The 21,205-nt window shown below is 61.1% G+C and carries 20 protein-coding genes and 1 riboswitch; of the genes, 10 read left to right on the forward strand and 10 right to left on the reverse strand.

The window, feature by feature from the left end:
* The first annotated feature begins 21 nt into the window (after positions 1-21).
* A complete protein-coding gene (locus JM946_RS00470) occupies positions 22-1,197 on the forward strand; it encodes an epoxide hydrolase family protein (RefSeq protein ID WP_203165179.1) in 1,176 nt (391 codons plus the stop codon).
* 32 nt (positions 1,198-1,229) lie between these two features.
* Positions 1,230-1,733, forward strand: a complete 504-nt coding sequence (locus tag JM946_RS00475) for a GNAT family N-acetyltransferase (protein WP_203165180.1) — start codon at positions 1,230-1,232, stop codon at positions 1,731-1,733.
* Between the two features lie 2 nt (positions 1,734-1,735).
* On the opposite strand, the gene JM946_RS00480 is transcribed toward JM946_RS00475, so the two are convergent.
* Positions 1,736-2,986 carry a C13 family peptidase gene (locus JM946_RS00480; RefSeq protein ID WP_203165181.1) on the reverse strand — a complete coding sequence of 417 codons (1,251 nt, stop codon included), beginning with the start codon at positions 2,984-2,986 and terminating at the stop codon, positions 1,736-1,738.
* Positions 2,987-3,421: 435 nt separating this feature from the next.
* Between JM946_RS00480 and JM946_RS00485 the strand changes: the two genes are divergently transcribed.
* The gene (locus JM946_RS00485; RefSeq protein ID WP_203165182.1) at positions 3,422-3,859 is read left to right on the forward strand and encodes a helix-turn-helix transcriptional regulator; all 438 of its coding nucleotides are present in this window, start codon (positions 3,422-3,424) and stop codon (positions 3,857-3,859) included.
* A 41-nt stretch (positions 3,860-3,900) separates the two neighbouring features.
* Entirely contained in the window at positions 3,901-4,293 is a 393-nt protein-coding gene (locus JM946_RS00490) for a VOC family protein (RefSeq protein ID WP_203165183.1), read from the forward strand.
* Positions 4,294-4,442: 149 nt separating this feature from the next.
* On the opposite strand, the gene JM946_RS00495 is transcribed toward JM946_RS00490, so the two are convergent.
* Positions 4,443-5,792, reverse strand: coding sequence for an HNH endonuclease (locus tag JM946_RS00495; RefSeq protein ID WP_203165184.1), 1,350 nt, complete (start codon positions 5,790-5,792; stop codon positions 4,443-4,445).
* An 88-nt stretch (positions 5,793-5,880) separates the two neighbouring features.
* Positions 5,881-6,321 (reverse strand): hypothetical protein, encoded by a 441-nt coding sequence (locus JM946_RS00500; protein ID WP_203165185.1) that lies wholly within the window; start codon positions 6,319-6,321, stop codon positions 5,881-5,883.
* A 605-nt stretch (positions 6,322-6,926) separates the two neighbouring features.
* Here JM946_RS00500 and JM946_RS31135 point away from each other — a divergent pair.
* Positions 6,927-9,584, forward strand: a complete 2,658-nt coding sequence (locus JM946_RS31135) for a tetratricopeptide repeat protein (protein ID WP_203165186.1) — start codon at positions 6,927-6,929, stop codon at positions 9,582-9,584.
* Between the two features lie 451 nt (positions 9,585-10,035).
* Here the strand turns inward: JM946_RS31135 and JM946_RS00510 are convergent, their stop codons facing one another.
* Positions 10,036-10,584 carry a hypothetical protein gene (locus JM946_RS00510; protein ID WP_203165187.1) on the reverse strand — a complete coding sequence of 183 codons (549 nt, stop codon included), beginning with the start codon at positions 10,582-10,584 and terminating at the stop codon, positions 10,036-10,038.
* Positions 10,585-10,780: 196 nt separating this feature from the next.
* On the opposite strand from JM946_RS00510, the gene JM946_RS00515 reads away from it, so the two are divergent.
* The 4 genes from JM946_RS00515 to JM946_RS00530 all read left to right on the forward strand — a co-directional run bounded on the left by JM946_RS00515 (position 10,781) and on the right by JM946_RS00530 (position 14,634).
* Positions 10,781-11,797 carry a hypothetical protein gene (locus tag JM946_RS00515; protein WP_203165188.1) on the forward strand — a complete coding sequence of 339 codons (1,017 nt, stop codon included), beginning with the start codon at positions 10,781-10,783 and terminating at the stop codon, positions 11,795-11,797.
* Positions 11,798-12,032: 235 nt separating this feature from the next.
* Positions 12,033-13,115 carry a J domain-containing protein gene (locus JM946_RS00520; protein ID WP_203165189.1) on the forward strand — a complete coding sequence of 361 codons (1,083 nt, stop codon included), beginning with the start codon at positions 12,033-12,035 and terminating at the stop codon, positions 13,113-13,115.
* 149 nt (positions 13,116-13,264) lie between these two features.
* Complete coding sequence (locus JM946_RS00525; RefSeq protein ID WP_203165190.1) at positions 13,265-13,657, forward strand: DoxX family protein; 393 nt, start codon at positions 13,265-13,267, stop codon at positions 13,655-13,657.
* Between the two features lie 74 nt (positions 13,658-13,731).
* Positions 13,732-14,634, forward strand: coding sequence for a hypothetical protein (locus JM946_RS00530; RefSeq protein WP_203165191.1), 903 nt, complete (start codon positions 13,732-13,734; stop codon positions 14,632-14,634).
* Here the strand turns inward: JM946_RS00530 and JM946_RS00535 are convergent.
* The 6 genes from JM946_RS00535 to JM946_RS00560 all read right to left on the reverse strand — a co-directional run bounded on the left by JM946_RS00535 (position 14,522) and on the right by JM946_RS00560 (position 19,933).
* Positions 14,522-15,259 (reverse strand): prolyl hydroxylase family protein, encoded by a 738-nt coding sequence (locus tag JM946_RS00535; protein ID WP_203165192.1) that lies wholly within the window; start codon positions 15,257-15,259, stop codon positions 14,522-14,524. The two genes, JM946_RS00530 and JM946_RS00535, sit on opposite strands and share 113 nt — an antisense overlap.
* Positions 15,256-16,002, reverse strand: a complete 747-nt coding sequence (locus tag JM946_RS00540) for a DUF3025 domain-containing protein (RefSeq protein WP_203165193.1) — start codon at positions 16,000-16,002, stop codon at positions 15,256-15,258. The genes JM946_RS00535 and JM946_RS00540 overlap by 4 nt, the downstream gene beginning before the upstream one ends.
* A gap of 63 nt (positions 16,003-16,065) precedes the next feature.
* Positions 16,066-16,887 (reverse strand): choline/ethanolamine kinase family protein, encoded by an 822-nt coding sequence (locus JM946_RS00545; protein ID WP_203165194.1) that lies wholly within the window; start codon positions 16,885-16,887, stop codon positions 16,066-16,068.
* A 6-nt stretch (positions 16,888-16,893) separates the two neighbouring features.
* The gene (gene pnuC, locus JM946_RS00550) at positions 16,894-17,559 is read right to left on the reverse strand and encodes a nicotinamide riboside transporter PnuC (RefSeq protein ID WP_203165195.1); all 666 of its coding nucleotides are present in this window, start codon (positions 17,557-17,559) and stop codon (positions 16,894-16,896) included.
* Between the two features lie 8 nt (positions 17,560-17,567).
* Positions 17,568-17,819, reverse strand: coding sequence for a YkoF family thiamine/hydroxymethylpyrimidine-binding protein (locus JM946_RS00555; protein ID WP_203165196.1), 252 nt, complete (start codon positions 17,817-17,819; stop codon positions 17,568-17,570).
* Positions 17,819-19,933: a TonB-dependent receptor gene (locus JM946_RS00560; protein ID WP_203165197.1), complete on the reverse strand. Its 2,115-nt coding sequence runs from the start codon at positions 19,931-19,933 to the stop codon at positions 17,819-17,821. Before JM946_RS00560 ends, JM946_RS00555 begins: the two co-directional genes overlap by 1 nt.
* 129 nt (positions 19,934-20,062) lie before the next feature.
* Positions 20,063-20,193: riboswitch (TPP riboswitch) on the reverse strand.
* Positions 20,194-20,277: 84 nt separating this feature from the next.
* Between JM946_RS00560 and JM946_RS00565 the strand changes: the two genes are divergently transcribed.
* Positions 20,278-21,183, forward strand: coding sequence for a PhzF family phenazine biosynthesis isomerase (locus JM946_RS00565; protein WP_203165198.1), 906 nt, complete (start codon positions 20,278-20,280; stop codon positions 21,181-21,183).
* The last annotated feature ends 22 nt before the right edge of the window (positions 21,184-21,205 follow it).

The raw sequence follows: 21,205 nt of genomic DNA on the forward strand, positions 1-21,205 counted from the left end.
GACTGCGCGACAGGAGGGTTCATGACAACGACCGAGATCGAGCGCTTCAGTTTCCAGGCGCAACCGCGGGCACTGGACGATCTTCGGCAGCGACTTCATCGCACGATCTGGCCCGATGAAGTCGCCGCCGAACCCTGGCGGTACGGGCCGCCGGTCGCGTACATGCAGCGCTTCGTCGATTACTGGCTCAACAAATATGATTGGCCAGCTCAACAGGCGCGACTGAACTCGTTTCCGCAGTTCACCGCGCAGCTCGACGAGCACCGCATCCATTTCATCCATCAAGTCGGTGCGGGTCCCGCGCCGATGCCACTCGTGCTGACACACGGTTGGCCGGGTAGCGTCGTCGAGATGCTCGAGATCATTCCGCTGCTCACGGATCCGGCGGCGCACGGCGCGGATCCGGCGGATTCGTTCACTGTCATCGCGCCTTCCATTCCGGGCTACGGGTTCTCCAGCCGCCCTTCGAAACGAGGCACGAACGTCTTCGTTGTCGCAGATCTGTGGGCGAAACTGATGACTGCGCTCGGCTATTCGCGCTTCGGTGTACAAGGCGGCGATTGGGGCTCCTGGATCAGTGCCGCTACCGCGCTCCGGCACCCGGACCGAGTTGCCGGCCTGCATCTGAATTATCTCTCGACACGCTTCCGGCCCGCGCTCGGCCCGAACGATGCGCCGTTGAGCGCCGCCGAAGAGGAATATCTCGCTCGCGTGGCCCGATGGGCCGACACTGAGGGCGGCTACATTGCCATTCAGGGAACGAAACCGCTCACCTTGAGCTACGCGCTCACCGACTCACCCGCGGGCCTCGCGGCCTGGCACGTCGAGAAGTTTCGCAGCTGGAGCGACTGCCGCCTGGAGCCTGACGAAGCGCTCACCAAAGACGACATGATCACCGACATCATGCTTTACTGGCTGACCGGCACGACGCATTCGGCCATGCGGTTCTACAGCGAATCCAAGGAACATCCTTTTCACCTCGCGGCCGGCCAGAGAATCACTCCTCCTTGCGGCATCGTTCATCTGCCGAAGGAGCTCCCCATGCCGCCGCGCAGCTGGGCCGAACGCGCATTCCACGTCGTGCACTGGTCCAGCCTGCCTCGCGGCGGTCATTTCGCCGCCTGGGAGCAGCCTGAATTGCTCGCGCAGGACATTCGGGATTTCTTCCGGCCGCTGCGGGCGAGTATCGTATCGTGATGAACAATTGCTCGCGCCAATGAGGTGAGGCCATGCTGCGACTGGCGACGCCAGCGGACCGGGACGCCGTCTATTCGATCTACATGCATCCCGAGGTGATTCCGTACCTTGGGTACGATCCCATGCCTGCGGAAGCCTTCGTTCCAATCTTTCAAGAGCTGCTGGATTGCCGCTCGTTCTACGTCTTCGAGCGCGATGGCAAAGTCGCGGGTTTCATCCGGAGCTCGCGTCAGCCCGGGCGCGCGGCGCATGTGGCTTACCTGGGCACCTTCGCGGTGTCGCCGGATTGGCATGGGACGGGGGTGGCGCGACAGATCATGGAAGAAACGATCGCCCTGCTGAAAAAACAAGGCGTGTTGCGATTGGAGTTGCAACTGGAGCCCGACAATCCACGAGCGCTCGCCTTCTACACCAAGCTTGGCTTCCAGCAAGAGGGGCGCTTGCGCGCTGCTTACAAGCGCGCCGGCGACCCTCATTACACCGACGAGATCTATATGGGCCTGCTACTGGCGGACCTTCCAACCGCATCGAGTTAATCTCACCCGGCGGTGAGTTCGTCGAGAACGGTTCGGATATTGCTGCCGACGGAGATTTGAGGATTGGAGAAGCCGTCGTCTTTCTTGCCGTCGATCTCGCGTTGTTTGATGACGGGGACGGCGGCTTTGAACGCCTCTTCGAACGATAATGTCTTGCGCAACTGCTCGTCGAACACGGCGCGGCCGAAAAAGGTGAGCTCGGAATTCGAACCGCAGCCGTAGGAAGTGTGATCCTTGTCGGCCGCGGTCATGACCAGCGTATCGTCGTTTCGCAGCGGCTCGATCCAGCCGCCGGAGTAGCACGCCGAAACGGCGATAACGCGATGGCGGATGCCCAGCTCATCGAGCATCGAGCGCAGCTCGTCCGCCGTCAGATCTTCGACGTGCAGCGGCCAATTCTCCGCGGCGAGCTTGAAATCGGCGCCGCCATGGGAGGTGAGATAGATGACCAGCACGTCGCGTTCGGGGTTCATGGCCTTGGCCAAAGCCTGAAGGCTGCGCTCCAGGTTGCGAGTCGTCGCCCACGGAAACTCATTCGCGGTGGTCGCATTGTTCACAAGGCGCACGACGCGCCCCCAAGCGCCGAAGCGCTCTTCCAGCACCTGCTTCACCATGGCGCTTTCGCGCAGGAACACGTCCTCGGCGTACGGCGCATAGATCAAACCGAACGTTTGTCTTTTGTCGCCCGTGGACGGAACGATGGCTTGCAACGAGCCTTGCAGCAACGTTTGCTGAGTCTCGAACACCTCCTGGCTGAGTGTGAGCGATGCGTACTCTTCGTCTTCGTACGACTCGAGCGGTTGCCATGCCTGGGTGGAGATCTGCCAACTGGCGGCGATCTGCACGATGATCGCGTACACCAGCAGGCTCGCGGCGACGAGCATCGAGCGCGTGACTGCTCGCGATATTCGCCACATCGCTATGCCGAGCCAGAACCAGAGCGCCCCGTAGAACACCCAGGCCAACGTGTCGCCCTGCTCCCACCATCCGGGCTGATAGGCGCGCACGGCGATTCCGAGCAGAGTGATCGGGACCGAGGCGATCGTGAAGAGCAGATACCAAGCGGCCACGGGTGAGGCGTGGGCGGCTTTCTCACGTGTCCATTCAAGCACCGACCACAGCCCGAAAATCAGCAGCGCGCTGGGCGCCCAGCCGAACAGAAAGGAGCGGACATCGAACCACGCCGGGCCGTCCACTTCGTATCTTGAAGCAGCTGTCACAATCGCGGTCGACCCAGCCACCAGCAGCAACATCGGCCACGCGCCGGGGCCCTCGGGGAGTTGCAGTACAGGTCGCAGCGTGCTGGCTCTGAATCCCTGCCGGACCCATCCTCGCCAGTTGGCGCGTCGCGCAGTCTGTGCAGATCGCCTACCCTGTTCAGAAGGCGCAGCCGGTTCGGATGGCGCAGCCCGTTCGGAAGGCGCAGCCGGTTCGGATGGCGCAGCCTGTTCGGAAGGCGCAGCCGGTTCGGATGGCGCGGCCTGTTCGGAAGGCGCAGCCGGTTCGGGTTGCGCGGCCGGTTCGGATCGCGCATCCGCTTGCGACGCTCCGGGGCTCACATCTGCGGTGCTCGAAATTTGTCGTTCCATTCCGTTATCTTAGTCCTGCGACTCCGGCTCGGCCGGGCGTGCTCCACGTTATGATCGGATCCTTCGCCATCAGCAACGAACGCTCCGACGCGAGACTCAATGCCACCGGCCTATCGACTCAACCAGCTCTGCAAGGCTCGCGATCTGCTCGGCGATGTGACCCAGCCGAGCGTCTCGATCGGCCAGGCTGCGCGCGAGGCGAGCATGTCGCCCTACCACTTCATTCGCACATTCGCCGCGGCCTTCGGTGAGACTCCGCACCAGTTCCGGACGCGCCAACGGATGTCCAACGCACAGCGACTGCTCGCGCGCGGCCACTCGGTGACGGAAGTCTGCCTGGAGCTCGGCTTCGCCAGCCTGGGATCCTTCAGCTCGCTGTTCTCACGTCAGATGGGCATCTCACCTGCGGCTTATCAACGCAGCCTGCGCCGATCGGTTTACATTCCCGACTGGACGCCGCATCCGCCGTCGTGCCTGCTGCTGATGGGCGGGCCCGAGGCAATCGCAATTTTCGAGAAGCGCTTGCGAAGGATCTGAGCCATCATGGCGGAGCTTTTTCGGAACTACGGAGCCCGTCGATGAGAATCAAACTGGTCAGCATCTTTGTCGACGACCAGGACAAAGCCGTACGCTTTTACACGGAGGTGCTCAGCTTCATCAAGAAGCGCGACTTCCCGATCGGGGGCGCGCGCTGGATCGAGGTCGTGTCGCCCGAAGGGCCAGACGATCTGATGCTGATCCTCGAGCCGAACAGCCACCCCGCCGCAAGCGCCTATCAAGCCGCCCTGTTGAAAGACGGCATTCCTTGTACCGCCTTCGAGAGCACGGACATCCACGCAGAGGTCAAGCGCCTCAAAGACAAGGGTGTGACTTTCACCATCGAGCCGACGCCCGCCGGCGAGGTGATCATGGCGGTGTTCTCGGATACGTGCGGCAACTTGATTCAGATGTATCAGATGATCAAGACCTGAAAGGCTGCGGGGATTGGCGCGCTGGCGGGCAGGCGCGCCCGTCAGCCGCAAGCGCCCGACCTCACCCGGCTACTGCAAAACTGCAGCGGCTGGTCGCACAGAAATCTGCATCGTCTCCGGTCGTCGCGTTTCCGGCGGTCGCGATCCGGTTATCGTTTTTGTCGCGCCCGATTTAGCAAAGCCTCGACCGCCCATGCGTGATCGTAGGACTCTCCGTCCCATCGAGTCGCCGCCGTTTTACGGTCGATGTGCAAGCCCTGCTCTTCATGCTGCTCGACCAGCTGATACCAATCTCCGAGCGGCTGGGTGTGATCGGGGGCCGTGCTGTCGAAAGACTTGCCAGTCGGCGTCACGAAACGAATCGCGCCGTCGTCTAACACCAAGACCACGACGTTTCCTTCATGCACTTGTCGGTGGTGATGTTTGCAAAGGCTGACGAGATTGGAGAGCTTCGTCTCGCCACCATGCGCCCAATGCTGAATGTGATGGCCGTCCAGGAATCGCGTGTTGGTGCAACCCGGGAAACGACAGCAGCCGCGATCTCGCGACTTGAGCGCGCGGTGTAGCGCGGGCGGTATACTTCGCGTCTTTCTTCCCACATTGAGCGGCTCGCCGTCCTCGTTTTCTACAATAGGAACGACGCTGCAGTCACAAGACAACCGCCGGGCCGTCTCCGCAGCCATACTCGGCCCGTGTTCAAAGTTGCATCGCCCGGGAGCGCTGTCTCGCAACGTCTCCGCGTCCACATGCACCACGATCTGATGTCGATCGCCTCCCTTCATCGCGGCCGGCCCATGCGCCAGATAACTCTCCGCCAAGATCGCGAGAGCATCTGCCTTCCCGGCCGTCGGCTGAGGACGCAATTTAACAGATGACGTTTCCGCAGAAACGTCCGCTGAGATTTCTTCCATGGCGCCTTCGATCGCCTTGATAAACATCTGGCCCGCTTCGGCCGGCAACCGCGCCTTGATCACCAGCATCCCGTCCTGATCGTGAAACCAGGTGAGCTTCCGATCCGCCTGTTGCTGCGCCTCTCGTCCCAGCTCCTCCGCCTCCTTGCATCGACGGAAGTCGCGCACGATGCGCTCCACGTGCACCGCCGTGCCATGCAGCGCGTACATCAGTAAGGTCTCTTCCGTATTCGGGCATGCCACGCGCGTCAACGCGCGCACCTTCGCATAGCTCAACTCTCCGCGCTCCATCGCCGCGGCAATCTTCGGCAGATTGGCTAGCGCATGTGCCGTGCGCACCTTCTCGCGCGCCGCGCCCATGTCGATACCGCACTTCCAATTGAGCCAATGCGCGCAGGACGCCGTGGCGCCATCTCCGCCCCACCCTTTTTGGCGGTCCCATTCCGCGATGAGCGTCAGGAAGCGATAGTTGGCCGCGTTCAAATGCCCCGCGAGCTTGACGATCTCATCGCCGAGCGCTTCGAGTGCCTGCCGTTTGGCAAGCCGCGTCTGGTAATCGTCGTACTGGCCGACTTCTTCCTGGATCATGATGCTTCTCCAGAAACGACTCTTCTCGATCTTTGCATTCCTCTGCCGCCGTGGTTGGGTCGGCGGCAGAGGACTCCGGCCTGCTAACTCAAACCATATAAACAGGCGTCGGCTCTCTCACCATGTACGGCCCGTGCCCTGCCGCATCCGGCTCGCCCTCGCTAGGCTCTCCGCCATCGCCCTTGCCCGCGGCTTGGATCAACGGCCGCAGCTTCTTCAAATCCAACTCCACGACCGCCTCGTTAACCCATTTCTCCAGCGCCTTCGCCACCTCCGCGTGCAACTCCGCGTCTTCGTCATCCGCGTACAGCAACACATCCGACAGACAGTGCAGCGTCGCGCGTATCTGCATCAGCAGCGCCCCCACGTTCTCGATGGCCTCCTCTAATGTTCGCGGTGGCTCTGCCGGCGGCGGCGGCGTAAGTACGCTGCGCGCGGTGCGCGCCGCGCGGGTGGATGGCTCCGCGTGCGCCCTGGTTGGACTGCGTCGTGAACGGCGCGGTTTGGAAGTATCATCGTGCTTAGCCATGTCATCTTCCTCTTTAAGGTGGCTGGTTAGGCGTTCGGCGGTGTTCGTGCACCGTCGAGCGCCGCTTTCATGCAATGCACATCTCTCTCTGCGAATCTGTCTGCGGGGCCGCTCGAAAAGTGAGGAAAGGTTCCGAGCGGAGGTCGGTGGTGCTCGGAAGCGAGCACGGTGACATCTTAGCGCCAGTGACTGTATATAACAACAGTGTGTCTTTTGCTTCTGATTCATTCGAATTGAATGCACAGGCGCTCGGCGCTTGGAGGGATCTACATCGCGCAGTGAGCTTCGGTAGCTCGGCTAGCCGAATGACGTCTGCTTACTGGCCAGAAGCGGCCAAAGCGCTACGAAGCAAGTGCGCACGATGCGACTTTGTCTTATGGCTTGGAGTTGCGTAGTTCTACACCGCTATCCTAAGTTGCTTAGGGCCATCCAGCCGCAGCGCAGCGCCTCTCGCGTTCCAACGAGCCATGCTTCAGCGCTTCACGATGCCTCGCATCGCGGCTCTAATTGGGCCCCTCACCTGTACAATGGTTCGGCTCCCTCGCTGAGAGGCCCGATAGCACCGGCCGACCTGTCGAAAGTGGCGGACTGTGGGCGGAAGGTTCGTGAAGAATAGCTACAAGCAAGTGGTAAAGGAGAGCAGCCGAACTGCGCTGCGGGAGTTCATTCAAGCTGCCTTCACACTCCGAGAGATCAGCATCGCTCGCGTGTTGTGCTTCCCGGGTCGGGAGGGGCTGGAAGTGCCCATCTACTGCGGGCTCGGCGTTCCGCCTGAGAACATCGTGTGCATTGAGAAGGATCGCTGCTTCGCCAACGAACTCAAGCGCAGAAAACAAGGCACAAAGATCCATCGCCAGACTCTGCAGGACTTCCTCGACGATCCACCCGTGGGACAATTCGAGATCATTTCCCTGGACACGATGGCGCAGTTCGCTTCGTTCGTGCCTGCCTTACATGCCCTACGAGGGCGCGACCTGATCGCGGATCGCGCGATCCTCTCCACCAACTTCTGTGGCGCACGAGAAGCCGACGCGTCAAAGGGCATGTATGCACTGGCCGGATGGTCAGGGAGAATAGACTCCGCCGTCGTGTGTGCATTTAAGTTGTTCAGGGCACTGTGTAGGGAAGGGATATCAGTCGAGGACGCGGATGCGCTTCGGGATGCACTTCGCTGGCTGTTCTCGGGGAACCCTGCCATTCCTGTCAACCGGGGTGTCCTGCAGAGACGTAGCGAAGCGATTCACAGCGGCATCCGCCGCATCATGACATCTCCCGCAAACAGTCTGGTCCACATTCTTTTTCGTGAGTGCGACCGCGATGGCTCGCTGACGCGTGAAGCCCAGAAGTTTCTGCAGCCCGATTTCTCCAGAAGCATTCCCGAGATTGCCACGGAGGCAGCGGCCGTCTTCAGGCAACAGCTTGCCATGATTCTCAAGCAGCCTGGCTTCATGCCGCCGAAAGTTGCGGCGATGCTCGAAGCGCGTGTGGCAAAGCAGATTCGCGAGCTTGTGGAACGGTTTGCGCGAGAGTGCAGCGCTCGGGCGGGTAACTGGGACATAGAGCAAACGAGCGAACTATTGGTCCGCGCTATCGACTCGTTCATCGGCGGAGAGCGCTTTGTCGTCACGGCCCGCAGTTGCAAGTACGTGGGCGAAGGCGGCACGCCCATGTATGCGGACATGCTGCTGACTCGCCGTATCGCGGACTTCGATGAGCTTGGGAGGATTCTGCCGTCCGGGCCTACGACACTGGATGAGCTCCTTAAGCCAATCGAGGAGCTTGGCGCGTCGGGATTCAACTCGTTGATCAACAGCCTTGAGTACGGATCGACAAATCTGCGCCGGGGAGAAGCGCAGATTCCCACTCGGCAGCACCTCGGGTGCGAATCGCGGATCAGACCTCGGGTGCCATATGTCACGCTCGATCCGGCCAGCAGAAAAACTCAAGCGCTGCAACTGATGTCGCAGAATCCTTCTCTGACCATCGAAGACATCGCGCATTCCGTAGGAGCCAAATCGTCGCAGGAAATCGCGGCGGTGAAGGCACATTGGACGATGGGCACCTATTCGGGTTCTGTGGAAGATCTGGAAGCGTGCGCTGATCGCGAGTTCGCGGCGGGTCGATTTCAGTCGGCGCAGGAGATCATAAAGCGGCTGCGGCGGCGGAGTCGCAAGAGTGTTCGCCTTCTCACGAAGCTAGCGAAGTGCCTGGATCGACTGGGCAAACCGAGGCAGGGCCTCACTGCGATTCGGCGGGCGCTTGAGATCGAACCCTCGAATATCGAGGGGCTTTTGCTCGCAGGCGACATGCATCGGCGGGCTGGCCAGTATGAGAAGGCCCAACAGGCATTCGAGGAAGTACTGCAGGTTGAGCGATGGAGCGTCTCCGCGTTCGTGGGACGGGGAGAGGCGCTACTTGGACAAGAGAAGATTGCCGACGCTTGGGGGTCTTTCGAGGGTGCGCTCCAGATAGATCGTTCCTGTCTTGCGGCGAAATTCGGCCGGGCGAACTGTCTCGACGCTCTGCGGGGAAGCAGGGCCGCCCTTGCGGCGTTTTGCGACCCCGAGCTTGAGAAGGCCAATGACGCACGGGTCTGGTACAACCGGGGGATCCTGCGCATCCATCTCAACCGCCGGCGAAAAGCGATCGATGACTTGTCACGCGCTGTCGAGGAAGATCCGCAATTTTTCCTGGCCTGGTTCAATCTCGGATACCTCTTCTTTGAAGAGGAAAATATGTTAGAGGCTCATCGCGCCTACAGTCGTGCAGCCGCCGTGAGGCCGGGCGACATTGACACGCATTGGTTCCTGAGCACTGTTTGCTATCGCCTTGGTAGACTCGAGGAGTCCTATGCCATAACGAAGTGGCTGGACAAGAACGCTCCCGCCGTACTGAACAAAAAAGCGCACGCCGCGCTTGAGCGCGCTTTGCAGCTGGTCCCGTTCACTTTTGAATCTCTCATGAGACGAGCGCAGGCCCTGTTCGATCAGGAAATGTATCGAGCGTCGATCCGGATGTTCAGGCACGTGCTGAAATTGGCGCCACAGTATCCTGAGGCAAGGATCGGCAGAGCAGCGGCGCTTAGTCGTCTGAAGCTTTTCGACGAAGCGCTCGACGATCTCTACTACATTCAGGAACGGATCCCGGAGGAGGTTCCCGGCATCTCGGATCAGATCGAACAGATGCATGCTTGCGCCGCTTTGGCTAAGCATGAGCGTTCGATACATTGGTTACGCATCGTGCAAGAAAGGAGCGGAAAGTAAGGCACATTCGTCCGAAGCGAGGTGCCATATAAGTGCGCCAAGCCCTCGTGCGTCAGACCTAAGCAAGTCCGCAAGAGGGATTCTGCGTCGTCGGTCCAATTCATCGCCGCACCTCGTCAGCGTCGCTAATCTATCGTCGCACAAAGAACTTGCGAGCTGTCCAACCGCTGCTGGGACATATCAAGTTTGAGAGCACGGTCCGTTATCTTGGGACCTGGGTGGATGAGGCGCTCAAGATGGCAGAACGGACGGAAGTCTTATTGAGCGCCGGTAAGCGACCGGATGGTCGCTTACCGACCAGAGCGGAGTCGAAGCGGTAGATCGAACGACGCCACGCTCACTCCCACGATCTTGCGCGCCCCGCCGCAATGTATATAACATCGGCGTAACATCAATTCGCTCACGAGGAGCGAAGTCTTTGTCAACAGCTTGCACTCTTTGGATTGAGTACTCAGGTGATCGGCGTGTGCTCAGGGACTTCTTCTTCGATGCATGCAAGTGCACTCATCACTCGGTTGCGCCCAACAGCTCCCAGCAACGCGAACCCGACGCTATCGATCGCGAACACATTGGGATGCACAACCCGAACAACCTGATATGCATCCAGGCGTGGAGCTTTGCAAGCAGCGTCTACAAGAACGATGTGAGCATCTGGTTTACTTTCAACAAAGTCGACTACTGGGCTTGGATGAGTGACGTGGTCGAATCGAGCATTCGATGGATGATGCAGACGTCCGGTGACGCACTCCTCGAGCAAGACGGCAGGCCGCTGCTCGGCCGCAGAGGCGATGGCCCAATCATCGTCAGCGATCGAGTTGGGATTCCCGAGAAGGGAGCGAAACACAAGCACGCGCGGCAGGAGTTCGATGTCATTGCCACGATTCTCGACCGGGAGTGCGTGCTGCTCGAGCAGGGGCATCTTCCGCACCTCTGACATGTCCACTCTTCGCCGAGTGATGATGAACCGCGGCAGCGACAGCATCAGTTCGAAGCGCGGCATGTTTTCAACCCGGTCGGCCCGTGCATAGCCCTCTTCAAGGGCCGCCTTTCACGGTGACCGGTGGTTGGTGACAGAACGCGTGGTACACGCAATAATCCGAACGGTTCGTCCAGACCGCGGCTCATACCAACAGATTGGATCCATAACTCAGCCCGACGATTCACCCCAACATTTCATCAAAAGGATACCAAGGACGATGTCACGCACTCACGGATGGTTTGCGGCCTGCTTGAGCGTTAGCGCCCTGAGCCTGTGCGCTCAGGTGGTCCAGGCTCAGCAATATTCACTCATCGAACTCGACGTGCCTGCCGGGGTCGATTCCACCCGGGGGCTCGGGATCAACGGCAGTGATAAGGTTGTCGGGACGAGTCCCGGGGCTTCCTCGGGTGACAATCCCACGCAGTGGAATGGAACGATTGTGACCACGCTGGGTCTCGCAGGTGGAATCTCGGGCGCGGCGCTTGCGATCAATGACGCGGGTGTGGTCGTCGGGATGACCTACATCATGCTGCCAAATGGCGGCTACGAATCGCGCGCCACGATGTGGAATGGCGGAGTGGCCACGCTGCTGCCGACGTTGGGAGGAACCGAGGGCATTGCGCTTTCCATCAATGAACTGGGGCAGATGGTGGGCTGGACGGTCGCAAGCGCGGACCCGACATCACGTGCGGTCATATGGGATGGTGCCACCGTGACTGACCTGGGACCCGGCACGGCGCGAGATATCAACAATGTCGGTCAGGTGACTGGTCTGTCGAGCCTAGGCGCGACGCTGTGGAATGGAACCACGGCGACGGCGTTGAGTGTGGCCATGGAACCGGTGGCGATCAACGATGCCGGCGCGATCATCGGCAACAGAGATAGCCGCGATCCGGATACATTCCAATGGAAGACCACTGCAAGAGTCTGGTCGGAAGGCACGGCCGTCGTGTTGACCGGGCCGACCAATTATCAGTTCAGCACCATCGCCCGAGACATCAACAATGCCGGGCAGATCGTCGGTTACTCGGAGAACAACTATTCGATGGCCGTTGCCACGCTGTGGGACGGCACGAGTGCGATCAATCTCAACACCGTGCTGACGCCGGCGCAGGCGCTGCAAATCGAATTGACCGAGGCGACGGCCATCAACGATCTGGGCTACATCGTCGTCAATGGCTACGACTCGGTCGCGCAACAGCAGCGCAGCTATATCTTGGCGCCCATTCCGTAGGCGCAGAGTTGTAAAGCGCCCGCATGGTCGCTTACTCGAAGGAGCATGGCGGGCGCGGCAAATGAAAACGGCGGAGCGGTTGTGGACTCCGCCGTCCCTTGCTCTCAAGCGTCAGCGCGTACGGATCAGGGCGACTCGCGTGTCGGTTTCTTGTGAAAGTCCAGACAGGGAAACCTCCGATTTGCGCCGCAGCCGCCGGTCCCGGACAATGCGAGGCTTGTCGCCGGCCCGAATCATGTCCAGGAAATCGCTCGTACACCTCCCACGAAAAGCCGCACGCGAAACTGCGTCGCCGGATCAAGTTCGATTTCGATACCTCATCGATCGTATCGAGAAGGCGAAGCGTGCGCGGGCGGATTGGGATGAGCTGGTCGTCGAGTTCAAAGCGACCCACGCCGAGCGCATCCATCCACTGCAAGGCACGCTCCGGCAACTCACGCGCGATACGGTTTTCCTGATCGACCAGCTGCTCGATCAAAAGGGCTGGTCGCGAGTGGATCGCGAGGCACTGAAGGATATCGCGCGCCATACCGCGAGCATGCTGCTGGATGTCAATCCTAACGACGTGGAGATGCGCACGATCTTCGATCGCCACAGTGCGATGAGCTTTCAGGAAAAGAAGCAGGAAGAGATCGAAGGCCTGAAGGAACATGCGAAGGAATACATGGGCATCGATCTGGATGATGCCGAGATCGAATCTGAAGAAGATCTGATCGAACGCGTTTACGAGCGCATGAAGGAGGACGAGGCGCGTCGGCAGGAGCGCTCGTCGGAGCGTCCGAAGTCCAAGCGGCAGGAACGCGCCGAGGCCAGCGCGCAGAACGCGAAGCAGGTGTTGAGAGAGATCTACCGAAAGCTTGCGAGCGCCGTGCATCCCGATCGCGAGGCGGATGCGGCGCGACGTGCCGAGAAGAACGAGCTCATGCAACAGATCAACCGTGCGTACGCGACCAACGATCTGTTCACCCTGCTCGAAGCACAGATGCGCCTCGAGCTCATCGATCCGGATCACGCGAGCAAGATCAGCGGCGAACGGCTGCGGCAATTCAATCGACTGCTGTCGCAGCAGCTCGAGTCGGCGACCGAGGAGCTGCGGTCGCTTCAGAGCGCCTTCCGCGTCGATTACGACATTCCATATAGCCGCACGATCACCGCAAGAGATCTACACCTGGCCACACAGCGCCGCGCGCGTGAAATACGAGCGCATATCCAACAGCAGAAGCGCTTCCTCGAGGTGCTCGCCAACAAAAGCGCTACGAAGCGCTGGCTCAAAGAACAGCGGCGCTTCGACGACGATTGGGACGAGGACGAGTATTGATCCGCCTCGCCCGCGCGAGGCAGTCCGGCACAACCTAGGTCTCTCGTCCTAGGTCTCGTCGAAAAATATTCACCCGCATGTCGGCGGGGCAAACCGCCGTCCGTCTTTCAGGTGCGGCGCTATGGCCGCGTACAACTGGAAGCACTCCGATGACTCAGCCCTCCCCTGCCGCCCTGTGGATCGGGCGCGTGCTCACGGGCTTGTTCGCGCTGTTCATGCTCGGCGCCTCGATCGCTCCGAAGCTGCTGAACCTGCCCATCACGCACGAAACCATGCAGCAGCTGGGCTGGCCGCCTGGTTACGTGTTGATGATCGGACTCATCGAACTCGCGTGCGTCGTTCTCTATTTGATCCCGCGGACGGCGCTGCTCGGCGCGATCATGACGATGGCTTTGCTGGGCGGCGCGATGGCGACGCAGATTCGGGTGGGCAACCCGCTCTTCAGCCACATCCTGTTCAGCACCTATCTTGCGCTGTTCATGTGGGGTGGATTGTGGCTGCGGGACATGCGAGTGAGGGCGATTTTTCCGATCCTCAAGTAAGCGGCCGCTCGCCTCGAAATCGAACCGTCGCGAGAGAATCGCTCGCTTCGTTACAGGAACGATCGGCACGTCCGGTGAGCAAGCAGCGCTCGATTGCGTTCAGCTTGCCACCGAGATCGGCAGCCAGTGTCGATCCTGAACTTCCCCCCGAGGTATTCTCGCCCGGGGGATATCCACGGAGGATTCGAATGCGAACGGAAATCAAGCGGGCGCTGGTGACCGCACTCGTTGCGACAGTTTTCGTCGGCGGATGCGAGCGGGTGCCGGAGGCGTTTTCGACCAAGACGCCCGAAGAAATCAAACAACTGACCGCGGTCACGGATGCCGTCGTTTCGCTCGCGCGCAGTGTCGATGACTCCTCGAAGCGGGAAGCCATTCGACAAACCGTTGCCGCCGTGGCCGCAGCGGATGCGCAGTACCAATGGCACGGCGATGCGATCGTCAATACGACGAATGCCGCGACACTCGGCTGTATCGACGCGCACGGCATCACTGTCCTGGATCTCGAAACCCTGTTGGCGAGACTCGATGAAGCCGTGCAGCAGCAGGATGAAAAGAAAATCGCGGGCCGCAGGGGCCTATTGCAAGAGCTTGCAATGAATGCCACCGGCTGCGCCACCCAGAGCACTCAGTTTCTTATTGGCTTGGAAAAGCGACCCGAGGCGCTCGAGCATGGCGCGGTACTGATCTCTGGCATCTTTGCGATCGCGTCGTCCATGAGGGCGGCGGGCGGCTTGTCGATAGGCCTCCTGCTCGAAGAGCAGGTGCGCAACTATGAAACGGTGGTCGCGAGACTCGGCGACGAGCGTGATGTGCCGATCATCACCGACGCATTGCCGAAGCTGAGAGAGGCCGTGGCGGTGCTCAAGGAAGCAAATTCAGTGGCAGATCCACACCGCGACCCTTCCCCAGACACGGCCGCTGCTCGATCTGTTTCGGAAAGTGGCGGTGGTACTCATCCATCCACATCTGATTGATCTCTTCCAGCGCCGGCATGCCGGCCACGCGCATCCATGTCACGATGGTGTAGCGATGGCCGGACGTGACCGGGCGAACGCCGTGGATGTAGTTGTGATCGGAAGGGAAACACACCAGCGTGCCGGCTTCGGGCTCGATCGCGAGATCCAGGGCGGGAAAGAACAATTCGCCGCCCGCGAAATCGTCGTTGATGAAATATACCACTGACAGGTCGCGATCGAGCGTCTTCTCCCACAGCTCGAGTCCAATGTCGTCCTTGTAGAGCGTCTCCGCGTCGACGTGCGGAATGTAGTGGCCACCGACGCCGTAGTGCAGGATCTGCGACGGCTCGCGCTCACCCACCTCGACTTTGTAGAAGGGGTTGATGAACGACGCGATGCTCTTGTCATCGAGCGCGCGCAGTTTCTTTTCGATGGCTTTGGTGAGCCTCAGCTGCTGAGTGTCGCGGATCTGCTTGTTGACCACCCACTCGACCTCGCCGGTATCTTCGCTTTCGAAGTTCGACACCGGTGATTCGACCTTGACGGCGCTGTGCACGAAATCGGAGAGCACCGCCAGGTCCTCGGACCCGATGGCGCCGCGTTGAATCAACACTCCATCCAGCAATTGTTTGTTCGAACTCATGACTCGCGACGTGGTCGCCGAAAAACATCGGCGTCATCGTAGAAGCCGGGCGCCTCGTTGGCGGGCCACCATCCTGGCACGCCGAGCACCGGCAGGGGCAGAAAATCTTTCGCGGCGAGCCGCGAGGGATCAAGGCTGGCCGCCAGCGACTCGTCGCTGATGGCATCGACAACCCAAACATGCGCCGTGATGGCTTTGTAAGGCTGCAGCAACTTTTCCATCAGGGCGTGTCCAAAAATCACCAGCCGAGCCGCGGCCCACTGCTCGCGCTGATCCAGGAACAAACCCTTCCAATTACGCTGGCGCAAGGCTTCCAGCAGCGGTGTCGGAGCACGCAGTATGGCCGCGTTCTCGTCGAAGAGGGTCAGCGCATCCCGCAACGGGCCGCGCGAGCCGGGATTACCCCGCGTGGCGAGCTGCTGCGCCTGAAGGATGTTCAATTGGCGCTTGGTTTGTGGGTAGCTCAACCACATCAGACCGTTGAACAGATCGTGCAAGTTGTCGCGCGTGGGAATGCAGCCAGTGCGGAATATGAAAGATTCGTAGGGCTCGCCCTCGGGCAGGGCCGTCTGCGCCACAAAGCGCAAATCCTCCAAGCTAGCGCCGCGCGCGGTATTCAACGCGTCGGCGACCGAGCCGGACGGAGCAGCACTCGCCACCTGTCCAGCGATGGCAATGTAGGGATCGAGCCAGGGCGTCGGAGTTTTTAAAGCCTCGCCGAGCGATGCGAGTGCAGGCGTCATGACCGCACATATTACGCGGCGCTCGTGACAGTTCCACGCCACAGACGAAGAAGGCAATCAGCCTCAAGCGGCCGGGCCGCTGCTTTCCCTGACCGCCATCCACAAATCGCGCACGTAGTCGAACAACCAGCACGCCAGCTCGAGTCGGTGCCAGGTGGTCAGCTCGGTGAGCGCGGTGTAAGCGGCCAGCAGCTGTTCGCGCTGCAGCTTGTCGTACTTGTGATAAACGCACACCGACGCCAGATCGAACAATCGCTGCCCGACGCCGGCGTATTCCCAATCGATCAAGCGCAGCTTGCCGTCGTCGGTGACGTTGAGATGATGCACGTCGTTATGACACAGGGTGGCCGCGGAGTTCTCACGCAGCTTCAAGGCGACCTGCAGCGCCCGGTCGCGCAGGGTCTTGCTCGTCAGAGCTGGCTGGATGCCGCGCTCCTGGAGCGTGCGGAAATAACCCTCGAGCGTGTCGTTCAGCTCCACACGCCGTACGCCGGCGGGCGGCGGCACTCGATGCAGGCGACGGAACAACTGCCCGAGCCGCTGGATGTTCTGATCGTTGACCGCGTCGGCTTCGGCCCAGGTGTCACCGAGATAGCGCGTGACCAGCACACGCTCGGCCGGGTCGCATCGGATCACTTCCGGCCCGATGCCCGCCTCGTCGACTGCGGCCAGCACCAGCGCCTCGCTCTCGCGATCGATCTGCAACGCCTGCTCGGCCGTGTTGCTGATGCGGACCACCACGTCGTCCTGCTTGGTCCGGACCAGCCAGCTTTGATTGGTGAGCCCGTGCTTGATGGCCTCGCAGGAAAGAATCGCCTCGGCGGGGATCCGCAATGTTCTCGCCGCGACATCCACTGCGGCCGCGGCGTTAGCAGCCGCCGTCATGTCGGCTCAAATCGATGGCGCGGCAATCGCCGACTTGGTCTGCAACACCTGTTCCCGCCGCCACACAAAATATCCACGCACCACGATCCCGAGATAGATGATGAACAATATCGTGGTGGCGAGCAGCCCCTGGCTGAAATACAGCCAGGCGGCGGCGGCGTCGACCACGATCCAGTACAGCCAGTTCTCGATTATGCGTCGCGCGACCATCCAAGTGGTAACGATGCTGCCCCAAGTGACGAAAGAATCCAGGAAGGGCGCGGGCGAGTCGGTCCAGCGGGACAGGGCCCAGCCGTTCAATGCGCTCGCGATTATGACAAGCACGGCCACCGTCACGTGCTGGTTCACACTCCACGACTCGATGCGCACGTCGCCGGATTCAGTACGCCCGCGCTTCCAGTCGATGAAGCCGTACACCGCCATGACCAGGTAGAACACATTCAGCACCACCTGCATGTACAGCGAAGCCTTGACGAACAGCGCGATGTAAATCGAGGTGCTGACGAACGCGCACAGCCAGCACAGCAGGTTCCGTCGGACGGCGAGCAGCAGATAGGCGAGACCGAGCAGCGACGCCGCGGCTTCCCACGGCGACGTTGCGAGGAATTGCTCGACCACCGTTTGCCACATCGACGCCGGAGCAAGCGCTGTATTGAGGACGGCTTCTTCCATGGAAGCGCTCAGGCGTCCGGCACGGTGCCGCCGAGCACCTTCATCACGAACACCTTACGGCCCTGCTCGCCGAAGCTGACGGCAGTTTCCTTGCCGAGGATCTCAAACAAGCGCGCATGCTCGCCCGCGATCTGCGTGCTCATGGCGTTGGTCGTGACCTGCAGCTCCGGATAACGGTTGAGCCGATCGATGAAATCCTTGATGGGCGGAATGTAGTCCGAGTCGAGCGGATACAGGCTGATTTCGATAGCGGTGCGCATCAATTGAACTCCCAACGGAAGGTGACTCCGAACTGCCGCGGCTCGCCGAGCTGCGTGTAGCGTTGGTTGGCGAAATCGGGCGGCTCGTTGCCGAAGAAGAAACCTCGCACGACATAGTCCTCGTCGAACACATTGCGGCCCCAGGCGTACACGGCCCAGCGCTCGCCTTCGTAACCCGCTTTCAGATGAGTGAGCGAGTACGCTCCGGAGCGATAGCTGTCCTTGGCCGAGTCGGCGTCGGGCACGTCGAAGTAGTAGTTGTCGGACGCGATCACGTCGAGCCGCGCCATCCAGCCGAGCGGATGTCGCCACGTCGCATTCACGGACGCTTGATATTCCGGCGCGTGCGCCTGCTCGCGATTGCTCGGCCCGCTCTCATCGTCCGGACGGAAGCCCGAGTATCGAGTGCGCAGCAGTCCGAGCGTGCCGCCGACTTCCAGTTGATCCGTCGCTCGCCAGCGCACGCTGCTTTCGATGCCGGTATTGCGGCCGCCGGAGGCGTTGTCCGTGTACAGCAAATAGCTGCTCGGATCGCCGCGCACGAGTTGCCTGCTGATCGCCACCTGCATGTCGGTGCGCTTCATATGGAAGGCGGTGATATCCGTGTACAGCCGACCATCGAGCCACTCGGCTTTCATGCCCACATCGAGCCCGACCAGATATTCGGGCAGGAACTCGGCTTTGGCGTTGGCGGCGTTGCCGATGTTGAAGCCGCCGGCCTTGTAGCCACGCGAAACTGTTGCGAACCAGCGCATGTTCTCGCGCTGATCGAAATACACCGTCGCTTGCCCACCCCACATGGTGTCGCGCGCCGATTCGTCGATGTTGGTCACATCGCCCTCGTCGTTGCGAACATCGCTGTAGTCGGCATTGCGCTGCTCGCCGCGCAAACCGAATGACCACCCCCAGCGTTCGTTGAATGGCGCCTCCACTTGCGCATAGGCGGCGACGTTCTGCGCGTCGTAATCGCTCACCACACGATTGTTCGTGGAGCTGGACCAATCAGGGTTGAACGGATCGACATACACGCCGACGGACGTTGAATCGAGCTGCTCGTCCACATCGAGCCCATAGATGCCAGCGACCCATGTCAGTCCGTGCGCGGAGGCAGCCGAGTCGGACGTGAGGCGCGCTTCGAGGCTGCGCCCGCGACGATCGCGCTCCTGGCGATCGAAATAATCATAGGTGTAGGGCGCCCAGCTCTCCGGGTTGCCCCAATCGGAATCGAAGCTGTATTCGGTTTCGCTGTCGGACAGCGTCGCGGTCACAGTCAGTCGCCCGAGCCGCCCAGCCGATGTATCGACGCGAAGCGCCGCGCCGTCGGACTTCTGTGCATCCTTGCCTGGACGGTCGGCGAGCGACCTGCGTGTGTTATCGATCGACCATGCGTCGTAGCCATTGTCGAGATCGGCGTGCAGCCAGGTCAGATCGACCGTGGTGCTTTCGCTAGGTTGCCAGCGCCACTTGGCGCGAGAGGTGAGCTCGTGGCGACCCATGGTGTCGTCGCGGCCAAGATAAACATCCTCGCGAAAGCCGTCGCTGCGAAAGTTTTGAACAGCCACGCGCCAGGCCGAGTTCAGCGAGTCCACCGGCCCGGTGGCCACGGCTCCGATCGAGCGGCTGTTATATTCGCCGTACGACGCTTCGCTGGAGAAGCCGAACTCTTGTTCCGGGTCGCGGCCGCGCATCACGATGAGACCGCCGAGCGCGTTGGCGCCGTGGTGCAATCCTTGCGGCCCCCGCAGCACTTCGATGCGCTCGACATCGAACAACGTGGCGGGCATACCCATGCCGCTGAAATCGATGTCGTCGATCAGGAAGCCCACCGAAGGGTTCGGCGCGCCCTGCCATTCCTCGCGCTCACCGATGCCGCGAATCTGGAAGAAGCGCGGTCGTGAAGTACCGCCGGCATAAGAAAGGTTGGGCACGGCCGTGAGCACATCTTCGAAGTGCTGACGACCGGCGTCCTGCAACGTTTGCTGGTCGAGCACGGTCACGCTCACCGGCGCTTCGACCAAGGATTGCTGACGCAGTGTGGCAGTGACGACCACCTCTTCGATGAGCTTGTCGTCGGCGGCTACGGCGGCTGTCCCGCCATGCAAGCCCAAAACCATGGTGACAGCCGCACAAGTGACAGCCGCACAAGGGCGGCTTTTCATCGCTTTGTATTTATCGACAGGCATCGCCAGATCCTCACGGTGGAAGATCCGGGCACGAGCGCGAAGCAGAGGAGAAATGAACGGACTGCGAGTCACGACCTGCTCCCTACGCCGGTACTAACCGGATCAGGTTCAACGGGTCCGCCGATGAGCCCCAGCGCACGCTGGGCGGTCGGCATCTCAGGCCCCAGTCAGGGCCACCCCAAGGCGAGCGCGATTGTAACAGAGAGCGTCACTCACTAGGCATTCATCGCGTGTAGCGCTATAAGAGCGCTTTGTTTTTTTCTGGCTGCAACACCATGCCCAACCGACATTGCCGGCTGTTTCACGTCGACGCGTTCACGCGCACACGCTTTACCGGCAACCCCGCCATCGTGGTGCTGGACGCGGACAATCTGACGGACGAGCAGATGCAGACCATTGCCACCGAAGTGAATGGCGAAACCGCATTCGTGCTGGAAGCGGAATCCGGCGATCACGACCTGCACGTGAGATTCTTTACGCCGCGCCATGAAGTGCCATTCGTCGGTCATGCCACCGTTGCCGCGCACTACGTCCGGGCCAAGGCCGACGGCAAACCGGTCGGCAAGCTGCGGCAACGCACGGGCGCGGGCATCGTGGAAATCGAAGTCACCGAGGCGGACGGCGATCTGCGCATCGCCATCACCCAGAATCCGCCGTCGCTGGGACCTGTCATCCCGGAGCATCACCGCCGCCAGGTGTTGAACGCGCTCGGCATCTCCAGCCCCAGCCTGCACGTGGACTGTCCGTTGCAAGTGCTCACCAAGGGCGGCTCGCGACTGCTGGTCGGTCTGAAATCCAACGAACTGCTCGGCGCCATCAAGCCCGATTTCGAAGAGCTGGCGCGCCTGACTTCGCACGTGGGTGCGGAAGGTTATTTCGTATTCGCGATGGTCGAGCAGAACGGCGTCATCGGCACCGAGTCGCGCATGTTTGTTCCGGCGCTGGGCATTCGCGAGGACGCGGTCAGCGGCAACGCGCACGGCATGCTCGGCGTGTACCTGGTGAATCACGGTCTGCTGGCGCCGAAGGACGGCCGCGTCGTGTTCCAGGGTCGGCAAGGCATGTGGATGCGTCGACCCGGCATGGTTCAGGTGGAAGTCGAGTCCACCGGCAAGGTGGCCCAGTCGGTCCGGATCGTGGGCGACGCCGTGATCGTGTACGAGGCCGATATTCAGGCCTGAACGGCCCCACCGCCCGGGTTTT

The organism is Steroidobacter gossypii (assembly GCF_016801985.1).
Classification (GTDB): Bacteria; Pseudomonadota; Gammaproteobacteria; order Steroidobacterales; family Steroidobacteraceae; genus Steroidobacter; species Steroidobacter gossypii.

What these genes read in the sequence shown, in the direction of transcription:
- JM946_RS00470 (WP_203165179.1), top strand. Translation starts at nt 22, where the DNA reads ATGACAACGACCGAGATCGAGCGCTTCAGTTTCCAGGCGCAACCGCGG.
- JM946_RS00475 (WP_203165180.1), top strand. Translation starts at nt 1,230, where the DNA reads ATGCTGCGACTGGCGACGCCAGCGGACCGGGACGCCGTCTATTCGATC.
- JM946_RS00480 (WP_203165181.1), bottom strand. Translation starts at nt 2,986, where the DNA reads ATGTTGCTGCTGGTGGCTGGGTCGACCGCGATTGTGACAGCTGCTTCA.
- JM946_RS00485 (WP_203165182.1), top strand. Translation starts at nt 3,422, where the DNA reads ATGCCACCGGCCTATCGACTCAACCAGCTCTGCAAGGCTCGCGATCTG.
- JM946_RS00490 (WP_203165183.1), top strand. Translation starts at nt 3,901, where the DNA reads ATGAGAATCAAACTGGTCAGCATCTTTGTCGACGACCAGGACAAAGCC.
- JM946_RS00495 (WP_203165184.1), bottom strand. Translation starts at nt 5,792, where the DNA reads ATGATCCAGGAAGAAGTCGGCCAGTACGACGATTACCAGACGCGGCTT.
- JM946_RS00500 (WP_203165185.1), bottom strand. Translation starts at nt 6,321, where the DNA reads ATGGCTAAGCACGATGATACTTCCAAACCGCGCCGTTCACGACGCAGT.
- JM946_RS00510 (WP_203165187.1), bottom strand. Translation starts at nt 10,584, where the DNA reads ATGCCGCGCTTCGAACTGATGCTGTCGCTGCCGCGGTTCATCATCACT.
- JM946_RS00515 (WP_203165188.1), top strand. Translation starts at nt 10,781, where the DNA reads ATGTCACGCACTCACGGATGGTTTGCGGCCTGCTTGAGCGTTAGCGCC.
- JM946_RS00520 (WP_203165189.1), top strand. Translation starts at nt 12,033, where the DNA reads ATGTCCAGGAAATCGCTCGTACACCTCCCACGAAAAGCCGCACGCGAA.
- JM946_RS00525 (WP_203165190.1), top strand. Translation starts at nt 13,265, where the DNA reads ATGACTCAGCCCTCCCCTGCCGCCCTGTGGATCGGGCGCGTGCTCACG.
- JM946_RS00535 (WP_203165192.1), bottom strand. Translation starts at nt 15,259, where the DNA reads ATGAGTTCGAACAAACAATTGCTGGATGGAGTGTTGATTCAACGCGGC.
- JM946_RS00540 (WP_203165193.1), bottom strand. Translation starts at nt 16,002, where the DNA reads ATGACGCCTGCACTCGCATCGCTCGGCGAGGCTTTAAAAACTCCGACG.
- JM946_RS00545 (WP_203165194.1), bottom strand. Translation starts at nt 16,887, where the DNA reads ATGACGGCGGCTGCTAACGCCGCGGCCGCAGTGGATGTCGCGGCGAGA.
- pnuC (WP_203165195.1), bottom strand. Translation starts at nt 17,559, where the DNA reads ATGGAAGAAGCCGTCCTCAATACAGCGCTTGCTCCGGCGTCGATGTGG.
- JM946_RS00555 (WP_203165196.1), bottom strand. Translation starts at nt 17,819, where the DNA reads ATGCGCACCGCTATCGAAATCAGCCTGTATCCGCTCGACTCGGACTAC.
- JM946_RS00560 (WP_203165197.1), bottom strand. Translation starts at nt 19,933, where the DNA reads ATGGTTTTGGGCTTGCATGGCGGGACAGCCGCCGTAGCCGCCGACGAC.
- JM946_RS00565 (WP_203165198.1), top strand. Translation starts at nt 20,278, where the DNA reads ATGCCCAACCGACATTGCCGGCTGTTTCACGTCGACGCGTTCACGCGC.